This is a genomic window from Microbacterium sp. WCS2018Hpa-23, assembly GCF_031843845.1.
Taxonomy (GTDB): Bacteria; Actinomycetota; Actinomycetes; order Actinomycetales; family Microbacteriaceae; genus Microbacterium.
The window spans coordinates 1-9,761 of the sequence record NZ_JAVTIZ010000016.1 but is presented as its reverse complement, the minus strand read 5'-3'; the positions used below and the strand labels follow the sequence as shown (position 1 = coordinate 9,761).

The following is a 9,761-nucleotide window of genomic DNA, read 5'->3' as shown; positions in this document are numbered from 1 at the left end:
GTGTGCCGTTGTGCTGGTGGCACCACCGATCCCTCGGCACCTCCGGGTGGGAGATCCGGATGGACGACGGTCTCCCACAGGTGCGGGGTCCGAGATGGTGGGACCCGGAACAGCGATGGCGCACACCGAGACTCAGCCTCCCGCGGGACGTGCACGTTCGAGCTGCCCCGATACGGGTCTGACCCGACGGCGTCGACAGGAGTAGAACAGGATCATGAGCACAGACGTCACAGGCATCGGCGGCCTCTTCTTCCGCAGCAGAGACCCGGAGGCTCGTGCCGGCTGGTACCGAGAGCACCTGGGAATCGGGGCTGGACATGACGGCATGTGGCAGCAGGAGGCCGGCATGACCGTGTTCGCGCCGTTCGCGGCAGACAGCGATTACTTCGCCGCCGACCAGCAGTTCATGCTCAATCTCAGAGTGTCGAACATCGAAGAGCTCACCACACGGCTGGCCGCCTCAGGGGTTCCGGTCGAGCGCCGCGACGAGTGGAACACCGCCGAATACGGCACCTTCGCCCGCATCCATGATCCCGAAGGCCTCGCGATCGAACTCTGGCAACCACCCGCCGGGTAGGAGAGCCGCGCTCAGGAGAACCGCGCTCAGCAGAGCCGCGCTCAGGCAGGTCCGAGGCGGAGCACCTCGGGCGACTCGCCGCCGGTCAGCTCATCGGCGATACGGATGCTGCGGGCGAGGTCATCGAGCGCGCTGTCGAGAGTGCCGAAACGCTCGCGTTCGCTGCAGACCGCAGTCAGCGTCACCAGATGTGTGCCGGTGTCCCACGTGTACGTCGCGAACGGAGGGCTCGCGGGCGACGGCGGCATCGCCACGACGAGCTTCTCGCCTGCCCCCAACCACCGGCTCGAGAACGATACGGTGTCGTCGTAGTCCATGGGCATGGATGCGCGAGCGATTCGCACCTCTGGAGTGAGTGTCTGCACGGTGGCCATCGCGACGATCAGCTCCGGGTCGGCCTTCCACGTCCACACGAGAACGCGACCGGCGGCCCTGCGCATCAGCAGCGGAGCGGCCTGGCTCATCGCCCACGCGCCGAACCGGGAACCCGGGCGTTCCGTGACGCCGATCGCCGAATTCACCTGTCCCAACAGCATCCGGATGGCGGCCTTGCGGTGCCGCCGTCCCCTCCAGCCGAGCGAGTCCGTGACGGGGATCCATTGCTGGGGGTCGGCGTCGGCTGTCAGTCGCATGCCTCCACGCTAGGGGGTGAGGCTGAAGGATGCCGGTATGCCTCGGCGGCTCGATCAGGCCCCTCGGGTAGAGTGGCCAGCGCCCGATCGGGCTCTTTGACCGCCGTACCGTAAGGCAGAATGTCCTCCTCTACCTCCGATCCGACGAGTGCGCCCGACGTCGCCCCTGACCGCGGGCAGCGTCCTCTGCGCATCCTGATCGGATGCGACACTTTCGCTCCTGACATCAACGGTGCCGCCCGCTTCGCCGAACGCCTCGCGGCGGGTCTCGTGCAGCGGGGCGAAGACGTGCATGTGGTCGCGCCGAACATCGCGTACCGCCGCACGCCCGCGCAGACCGAGGTCATCGAGGGCGAGCCGATGACGATGCACAGGCTTCCGTCGGTGCGCTGGGCGCCCCACGACTGGCTGCGCTTCGTCTGGCCGTGGCGTGTGAAGCACTACGCCCGAAAGATCTTCGACAGCGTGCAGCCCGACGTCGTGCACATCCAGTCGCACATCGTGATCGGCCGCGGCCTCGCCCGCATCGCGCATGAGCGAGGCATCCCCGTGATCGCCACGAACCACGTGATGGCCGAGAACATCCTCGACCACACGACCATGCCCAAATGGGTCGACGACCTGGTGCTGCGCTGGGCCTGGGGCGACGCGAAGCGCACGTTCGCTCTGACGCGCGCGATCACCACACCGACGCGTCGTGCGGCCGACTTCCTCGAGCGCACCGTCGCCGTCGAGAACGTGATCCCCGTCAGCTGCGGCATCGACCGTACCCAGTACACCCCCGTGGTCGCCCCTCGCGAGAAGAACCGCATCATCTTCGTCGGACGCCTGACGGCCGAGAAGCAGGTCGAGGTGATCCTCGACGCCATGACGAAGCTCGACCCCGCACTGGACGCGACCTTCGACATCGTCGGCGGCGGCGACCAGCGCAAGCAGCTCGAGAGCCTCGCGACCCAGCTGGGTCTCGCTGACCGAGTGACCTTCCACGGTCGCACGACCGACGAGGACCTGCGGGCGCTGCTGTCGCGCGCCTCCGTCTTCACGATCGCCTCGATCGCCGAGCTGCAGTCGATCGCGACCATGGAGGCCATGGCCTCGGCTCTGCCGATCGTCGCAGCGGATGCCGTCGCACTGCCGCACCTCGTGCACGACGGCGAGAACGGCTACCTGTTCGAGCCCGGCAACGCCGATGCCCTCGCCGCGCGACTGACCGACGTGCTCACCGCATCGCCCGGCGAATACGCGCGGATGCAGCAGGCCTCGCTCGACGGCGTCGCGATACACGACATCAACCGCACGCTCGACACGTTCGAGGCGCTGTACCGCGACGAGCCGCTGCCCGAGTGACGGCCCGCGTCATGCACATCGTCTTCTTCGGCGATCAGCACCTCGACTCTCTCGGCGGGGCGCAGGTGTCGATGCGGCTGCAGCGCGAGTTCCTCGAGCGCGCAGGCCACACTGTGACCGTGGTCGCGCCGAGGATGCACGGGTCGCGCGCCTCGGACGTCGCGGACCCCGCGAACGTCGACCTGCCGTCGGTGCCGATCACCGTCGACCGCGAGTACTCGATGAGCTGGCCGGGGCGGGCGACCGACCGCTTCCTCGATCGCGCGATGACGCATCGTCCGCCGGTCGATCTCGTGCACGTGCAGGCCGACTTCTGGGGCGCATTCATCGGTCACCGGTACGCCGCCCGCCACGGCATCCCCGTCGTGCACACCCTGCACAACAGGGTCGATGTCGGCATCGCCGCGGTCACGCCGCTGCACCGCCCCGCGCTCGGAGCGTTGAACCTCTGGCGGCGCCGAGCGCTGCGCGGTGTCGCGGCGCCGGTGAGTGGGTACGACGGCTGGGCGTTCCTGCGCGGCATTGCGATCGGCGCGTCGGCAGTGACCGCGCCGTCGACCCACTTCGCTCGCCGTCTCGAAGAGCACGGGGTCTTCAGCCCGGTCGACGTCGTCTGGAACGGAATCGACGACGACGTGCGCGAGGCGACGCTCGATGCGGCACCGACAGCTCGCACGCCTGGTCGGCCCCGTTTCGTATGGCTCGGACGCATGAGTCCCGAGAAGCGACTGCTGCCGTTCCTCGAGGCGTTCGTCGCCTCGGGTGTCGACGCGGACCTCGAGATCATCGGCGGAGGGGCACAGCGGCCGGCCGCGGAGAAGATCGTCGCGGGCTCGGCGAGTGTGCGGTTCGCCGGCAAGCTCAGCTACTCCGACACCCTCGCGCGCATCGCCGCCGCAGACGCGCTCGTGCAGACCTCCATCGGCTTCGAGACCCAGGGCATGACGCCTTTCGAGGCCGCGACCCTCGGTACGCCGTCGGTGATCAGCGATCCCGACATCGCGGCCGAGCTCGGCGGCGGACTCTGGGCGGTTCCCGGAGCTGCGGGCACCGAGGCGCAGCGCAAAGCCGGTCTCGTCGAGACGTTGCGCCGCGCGGCATCCGACATCGCCGCCGGCACCGCACCGGTGCCGATGCGCGAGGTCTCGGAGGCGTTCCGGCAGTCGTCGCGCACCGCCGCGATGATCGAGGTCTACGAACGCGTGCTCGCCAGCTGAGGCACTGCGCTCAGAAGCGGGCCCTCAGAGTCCGGCTCTCGGAGTCCGTCTCTCGGAGTCCGTCTCTCGGAGTCCGTCTCTTCAGTACCCGAAGTAGTGCGACACGCTGGTCACCCACGCGACGGACGAGCCGACGACGGTGCTTCCTGCCACACCGATCGCGATCGCCGCCAGCAGACGTGGTGCCGGGCGCTGCACTGCGATGATGCCGAGCACCAGGCCTATCGCGGCCAAGCCCAAGACGACCAGGTTCACGAGATTCGATAGGAAGTCGACGATCCCGAATCCCATGCTCATGTACATGAGCGGAGTGAGGAGTTGGAAGATCAGCGCCATTCCGGCCCCGACCACCGCGAGGAGGAATGCCAGACGTCCGAGTGCCGCGGACCGGGCGGGCTGGCTCGGCGCGTGCTGCTGGCCGGGCGGGGCGTAAGGCTGGCCTGGGGCGCCATAGGGCTGGCCCGGCTGGGCGTAGGGCTGGCCGGGCTGGGCGTAGGGCTGGCCGGGTGTTCCGTACGGCTGGCTGGGGGCGCCGTAGGGCTGGCTCGGTGCTCCGTAAGGCTGTGCGGGTGCTCCGTACGGCTGGCCCGGCTGCGAGTACGGCTGTGCGGGCGCTCCGTGGGGCTGGCCGGGCTGTGCGGGCTGTGCGGGCTGCGCCGGGTGGGGCTGCTGCTGGGGTTGCTGTGCGGGCTGCTGCGGTTCGCTCATGAGGGCTCCGGACGCTCAGTAGGACAGGGCGTAGAAGAGGTTCGACATCCACGAGACCACGATGCCGAGGATCTGGCCGGCGGAGATGCCGATGGCGATGCCCGCGAGAACCTGCTGATCCGGTCGCCGTACGGACATCAGTCCGAGGATGAGCGCCACGATCGAGACCACGAGCACAAGTCCGCTGCCGATCGTTCCGAAGACGCCTATCGACGACGGATCGGCGAGGGTCCGGATCATCACCGGGTACGAGATGGTGACGATGAGGCCGATGAGGAGCGCAGCCAGTGCCACGATCAACGCGATGCGGCCGACGGGTGTGCCGGAGGACGCCCGAGACGGCGCGGAGGATGGGTAGCCGCCAGAGCCAGGATGCGACTGCGCCGGAAGCGACTGCCCCGGATGCGGCTGGCCCGGATGCGACTGCCCGGCGTTCTGCGGAGGCTCGGAGTGCTCACTCCCGGAGTACGGCTGAGCAGAGTGGTGCACGCCGGGAGGCTGCGGCGCTCGATGCCCCTGGCTCTGCGGGGAAGTTCCGTACGGCTGCGCGGGAGGCTGCTGCGGCTCGCTCATGGTGTCGAGCGTAGCCGCGCATCCGACCAGCGGGGAAGCCTCGTACGAGCGAGGCTCGGACGGAACCCTCCGGCGGAGGTCAGCGGTACGTGTGCCCGGCCTCGGCGCGGTCGAGCGCGTCGTGGTCGGCGACGCGTGACCAATCGGTGGGCACGTGACGGTATCCGTCGCGGCGGAGTTCGACGATGGTGGCGGTCAGCGCCCACGCGCCGAGTGCGAGAAGTGCGATGAGAAGGATCATGGCAGAAACGCTACGATCGCCCTTGATCTGCCACGAGTGGCAGAATAGACTGCGAGCGTATGAAAACTGCCAACCTGACTGCCGACTTCGGGAGAGCATCATGATGAAGACCGTTGCCTGCGTCGTCCAGGACGGATTCGCTCCGTTCGAGTTCGGGCTCGCCTGCGAAGCCTTCGGTCTCGACCGATCGAACGACGGGGTGCCCAACTTCGACTTCCGCGTGATCGCGCCGCATCCGGGTGTCGTGAAGTCCAAGCTCGGATTCTCGATCAATGTCGAGAATGACCTGTCGTTCGCGTATGAGGCCGACCTCGTGGTGCTCTGCCCGGTGCCGCGGGAGTACTGGCAGAACATCGATCCGCTGCTGCTCGACGTCGCCCGCGACGCCGTGGCGCGCGGTGCATGGCTGCTGACCATCTGCAGTGCCTCGTTCATCCTCGGCGCTGCCGGGGTACTCGACGGTCGCCGCGCGACCACGCACTGGATGTACTCCGACATCATGGCCGAGATGTACCCGCAGATCGACATCGACCCCGATGTGCTCTTCGTGCAGGACGGACGGATCATCACGAGCGCCGGCACGGCCGCCGGGATCGACGCCTGCCTGCACCTGCTGCGCCAGGAGCTCGGCGCCGAGCTGACGAACCGCATCGCTCGACGCATGGTGGTGCCGCCGCAGCGCGACGGCGGTCAGGCGCAGTTCATCGATCGCCCGATCCCGGTGGTTCCGAGCGATTCGCTCGCTTCGGTCGCCGACTGGGCCGTCGAGCACCTCCGCGACGACCTGGGCGTCGATCAGCTCGCGGCACGGGCGCTCATGTCCCCTCGCACCTTCGCGCGCCGCTTCAAGGCCGAATACGGCGCGACCCCCGCGGCCTGGCTCGCCCGACAGCGGGTGCTGCACGCCCAGCGGCTGCTCGAGCGCAGCGACCTCTCGCTCGAGCAGATCGCCGACGAATGCGGCTTCGGATCGGCGGCGGTGCTGCGACAGAACTTCTCGCGCGTGCTCGGCACGACGCCGACCGCTTATCGGGCGCGCTTCTCGTGCGTCGACGACGCGGAGACCACCGCGGCCTGACCGGATGACCGGCTGACCGCCCTGACTGCCTGACCGCCCGACCGGACTCAGCGCACGGGCCTCTCAGGGCCCGATCGGCGCGCTCTCAGCGGTCCCGGTGCTCTCAGTGGTCCCAGTGCCCGGGGCTCAGGAGTGCGCGGTAATCGATCTCGACGCCTGCAGGGGTGACGGATGCCGTGCAGTACAGCAGTGACTGCGTGGGATACCCGTGCGGGCGGTTGTCGCGGATGATCGCCCGGTCGTCCTCGGGGTCCAGCCGGGCGGACGAGGCGAGCAGCGCGATCCACTCGCCGGTCCAGTCAGCGCTCGCGGCAGCCGGACCCAGAGCGCGGAACTCCGGAAGCCAGGCGGCGATGCGCGGTGTTTCGGAGTCATCGAGATCGTCGTGCGCGATCATGTGGATGCCGTCACTGATCGGCGTCTCGCGCAGATGGGCGCCGTCCCAGCTCAGCACCCGCGATCCCTCGGGGCGCACCTCGAGCAGGTTGAACCCGTGCATGGGCAGCGGTGCGATCGGCGACCTGCCGGCCACCGACTCGAGTGCGAGCGAACCGCGTGACACGGCGACCTCGTCGGCGAGATCGACCACGTCGGCGCGGTTGAGCAGCACGGCGAGACGGCGCTCAGCCGGGTTCACCGCGAGCCAGGCGCCGCCGGCTCGCCGGTCGCGGATACCCGAGACCCCGGGGTGCGCGTCCGGCCACCATTCGCCGAGAGCATCCCACTCGCGCTGAGGATCCTCATCGCGCACCGCGAGCAGACGCGCGGTGTCGGGTCCTGCCACATCGATCACCACGGTGCACACGGCTCCAAGTCTAGGAGCGCGTCGCACTCCCGGGCCCGCGGCGCCGGATGCTGCGGCAGAATCGAACCGTGAACATCGTCGTCGGAGTTACGGGTGGCATCGCCGCATACAAGACAGTGCACCTGGTGCGACTGCTGACAAAGGCGGGTCACGACGTGACCGTTGTGCCGACGGAAGACGCATTGCGCTTCGTGGGCACGCCGACGTGGGAGGCGCTGAGCAGGCATCCGGTCACGACGAGCGTGCACGACGACGTCGCGCGCGTCCGCCACGTGGCGCTCGGTCAGGGGGCCGATCTGGTGATCGTCGCCCCCGCGACCGCGAACTCGATCGCGAAGATCACCGCGGGCATCGCCGATGACCTGCTGGGCACCACGCTGCTCGCGACCGAGGCGCCCGTGCTCCTCGCGCCCGCCATGCACGCCGAGATGTGGCGCAACGCAGCCACGCAGGCGAACATCGCGACCCTCGTCTCGCGCGGCATCCATCTGGTCGGCCCCGCGGACGGCGAACTCGCCGGAGGTGACAGCGGACCGGGACGCATGTCCGAACCCGAGGCGATCTTCGACGCCGCGGTCGCTCTGCTCTCACCGCGCGACCTCGACGGACTGCGCGTGGTGATCTCGGCCGGCGGCACCCGCGAGCCGATCGACCCCGTGCGGTTCCTCGGCAACCGCTCGAGCGGGCGGCAGGGCGTCGCGTTGGCCGCCGACGCGGCAGCGCGAGGCGCGGATGTGACCGTGGTCGCGGCGAACGTCTCGGCCGATGTGCTGGCCGCTGCGCGGCATCCGTCGGTCCGGGTGGTCTCCGTGGGGACGGCCGCCGAGCTCTCGACGGCGATGAAGGATGCCGCCCGCTCGGCGGACATCGTGATCATGGCCGCCGCGGTCGCCGACTATCGACCGGCATCGGTCTCGGACCAGAAGCTCACGAAGGAGCAGGGGCTGCTGACGCATCTCGAGCTCGTCGAGAACGAGGATGTCGTCTCCTCTCTGGCGGTGTCGAGGGCGGACGGGGGAGCCCCGGAGGGTCAGACGATCGTCGCCTTCGCCGCCGAGACCTCAGAGAATGCCGACGAACGGCGCGACCGCGCTCGCCGCAAACGTGAGCGCAAAGGCGTCGACCTGCTCGCCGTCAATCGCGCGAACGCGGAGCAGGGCTTCGAGAGGCCCGACAACGCGGTCGAGATCGTCGGGGAGGGCGGCGAGGTCGTGGCCTCTGCCGCAGGGACCAAGCGCGAGGTGGCCCGAGTGATCCTGGACGCCGCGCTGACTCTGAGGTAAACTTGAGCCAAGTCCACTCAACTTTGAGGACTGCATCCACGAGAACGTGATCAGAAGGAGTCTCCCAGGAGGAACGCATGCCAGGCCCACAGAGCGCACAGAACGACGACCAGCAGTCTGCCCTCGAGCAGTTCGGGATCAATCTCACCGACCGCGCCCGTCAGGGCAAGCTCGACCCCGTCATCGGACGGGACAGTGAGATCCGACGCGTCAGCCAGGTGCTCACCCGCCGCACCAAGAACAACCCGGTTCTGATCGGCGAGCCCGGCGTCGGCAAGACCGCCGTCGTCGAAGGGCTCGCGCAGCGGATCGTCGCGGGCGATGTCGCCGAGTCCCTCAAGGACAAAGAGCTGGTGTCGCTCGACATCTCCGCGCTCGTCGCCGGTGCGATGTACCGCGGCCAGTTCGAGGAGCGCCTGAAGAGCGTCCTCAAAGAGATCACCGAGTCCGACGGGCAGATCATCACCTTCATCGACGAGCTCCACGTGCTCATGGGTGCGGGCGGCGGCGAAGGCTCGGTGGCGGCGTCGAACATGCTCAAGCCCATGCTGGCCCGCGGCGAGCTGCGCCTGATCGGCGCGACGACTCTCAACGAGTACCGCGAGTTCATCGAGAAGGATGCCGCTCTCGAGCGCCGTTTCCAGCAGGTCTACGTCGGCGAACCCACGGTCGAGGACACGATCGCGATCCTGCGCGGGCTCAAGGGGCGGTACGAGGCGCATCACGGTGTGACGATCTCGGACAGCGCCCTGGTCGCCGCTGCTGCGCTCTCGAACCGGTATCTCCCCGCCCGGCAGTTGCCCGACAAGGCGATCGACCTGATCGACGAGTCGATGTCGCGGCTCAAGATGGAGATCGATTCGTCCCCCGTCGAGATCGACCAGCTCAAGCGCCAGGTCGACCGCATGAAGCTCGAAGAGCTGGCTCTCAAGCGCGAGAAGGATGCTGCCTCGAAGGAGCGTCTCGCGGCGCTCCGGGAGCAACTCGTCGGCATGGAGGCGCAGCTCGCCGACCTCGAGGCCCGCTGGGCGCGCGAGCGGCAGGGGCTCAACCGGGTCGGTGATCTGAAGAAGAAGCTCGACGATGCGGTCACGCAGCGCGACCTCGCGATGCGCGAGGCCGACTACACCCGTGCCTCGAAGCTCGAGTACGAGACCATCAAGCGCCTCGAGCGCGAGATCGCCGAGGCCGAGCAGGCCGAAGCCGCGGTCTCGAGCGAGGGTCGCATGGTCAACGAGCAGGTCACTGACGAGGACATCGCCGCCGTGATCGCGGCGTGGACCGGCATCCCCGTCGGCCG

At 68.7% G+C, this 9,761-nt stretch carries 11 protein-coding genes; 6 read left to right on the top strand and 5 right to left on the bottom strand.

The window, feature by feature from the left end; all coding sequences use genetic code 11:
* Positions 1 to 214 precede the first annotated feature (214 nt).
* Positions 215 to 577: a VOC family protein gene (locus tag RQG77_RS19350; RefSeq protein WP_311246211.1), complete on the top strand. Its 363-nt coding sequence runs from the start codon at positions 215 to 217 to the stop codon at positions 575 to 577.
* A 41-nt stretch (positions 578 to 618) separates the two neighbouring features.
* On the opposite strand, the gene RQG77_RS19345 is transcribed toward RQG77_RS19350, so the two are convergent.
* Positions 619 to 1,209 carry a hypothetical protein gene (locus tag RQG77_RS19345; RefSeq protein WP_311246210.1) on the bottom strand — a complete coding sequence of 197 codons (591 nt, stop codon included), beginning with the start codon at positions 1,207 to 1,209 and terminating at the stop codon, positions 619 to 621.
* A 120-nt stretch (positions 1,210 to 1,329) separates the two neighbouring features.
* On the opposite strand from RQG77_RS19345, the gene RQG77_RS19340 reads away from it, so the two are divergent.
* Positions 1,330 to 2,556: a glycosyltransferase gene (locus RQG77_RS19340; protein ID WP_311246209.1), complete on the top strand. Its 1,227-nt coding sequence runs from the start codon at positions 1,330 to 1,332 to the stop codon at positions 2,554 to 2,556.
* Positions 2,553 to 3,773: a glycosyltransferase gene (locus tag RQG77_RS19335; protein WP_311246208.1), complete on the top strand. Its 1,221-nt coding sequence runs from the start codon at positions 2,553 to 2,555 to the stop codon at positions 3,771 to 3,773. Before RQG77_RS19340 ends, RQG77_RS19335 begins: the two co-directional genes overlap by 4 nt.
* Before the next feature lie 81 nt (positions 3,774 to 3,854).
* Here the strand turns inward: RQG77_RS19335 and RQG77_RS19330 are convergent, their stop codons facing one another.
* The 3 genes from RQG77_RS19330 to RQG77_RS19320 form a co-directional block, all read right to left on the bottom strand.
* The gene (locus RQG77_RS19330; RefSeq protein ID WP_311246207.1) at positions 3,855 to 4,481 is read right to left on the bottom strand and encodes a hypothetical protein; all 627 of its coding nucleotides are present in this window, start codon (positions 4,479 to 4,481) and stop codon (positions 3,855 to 3,857) included.
* 15 nt (positions 4,482 to 4,496) lie between these two features.
* Positions 4,497 to 5,054 (bottom strand): hypothetical protein, encoded by a 558-nt coding sequence (locus tag RQG77_RS19325; RefSeq protein WP_311246206.1) that lies wholly within the window; start codon positions 5,052 to 5,054, stop codon positions 4,497 to 4,499.
* Positions 5,055 to 5,133: 79 nt separating this feature from the next.
* Positions 5,134 to 5,295: a hypothetical protein gene (locus RQG77_RS19320; RefSeq protein ID WP_311246205.1), complete on the bottom strand. Its 162-nt coding sequence runs from the start codon at positions 5,293 to 5,295 to the stop codon at positions 5,134 to 5,136.
* Positions 5,296 to 5,398: 103 nt separating this feature from the next.
* On the opposite strand from RQG77_RS19320, the gene RQG77_RS19315 reads away from it, so the two are divergent.
* Positions 5,399 to 6,373 carry a helix-turn-helix domain-containing protein gene (locus RQG77_RS19315; protein WP_311246212.1) on the top strand — a complete coding sequence of 325 codons (975 nt, stop codon included), beginning with the start codon at positions 5,399 to 5,401 and terminating at the stop codon, positions 6,371 to 6,373.
* Positions 6,374 to 6,476: 103 nt separating this feature from the next.
* Here the strand turns inward: RQG77_RS19315 and RQG77_RS19310 are convergent, their stop codons facing one another.
* On the bottom strand, positions 6,477 to 7,178 hold the full coding sequence (locus tag RQG77_RS19310; RefSeq protein WP_311246204.1) for an NRDE family protein: 702 nt from the start codon (positions 7,176 to 7,178) through the stop codon (positions 6,477 to 6,479).
* Between the two features lie 68 nt (positions 7,179 to 7,246).
* On the opposite strand from RQG77_RS19310, the gene coaBC reads away from it, so the two are divergent.
* Both coaBC and RQG77_RS19300 read left to right on the top strand, forming a co-directional pair.
* On the top strand, positions 7,247 to 8,461 hold the full coding sequence (coaBC, locus tag RQG77_RS19305; RefSeq protein WP_311246203.1) for a bifunctional phosphopantothenoylcysteine decarboxylase/phosphopantothenate--cysteine ligase CoaBC: 1,215 nt from the start codon (positions 7,247 to 7,249) through the stop codon (positions 8,459 to 8,461).
* 77 nt (positions 8,462 to 8,538) lie between these two features.
* Positions 8,539 to 9,761, top strand: a 1,223-nt coding sequence (locus tag RQG77_RS19300; RefSeq protein WP_311246202.1) for an AAA family ATPase, incomplete at its 3' end; no start/stop codon positions are given.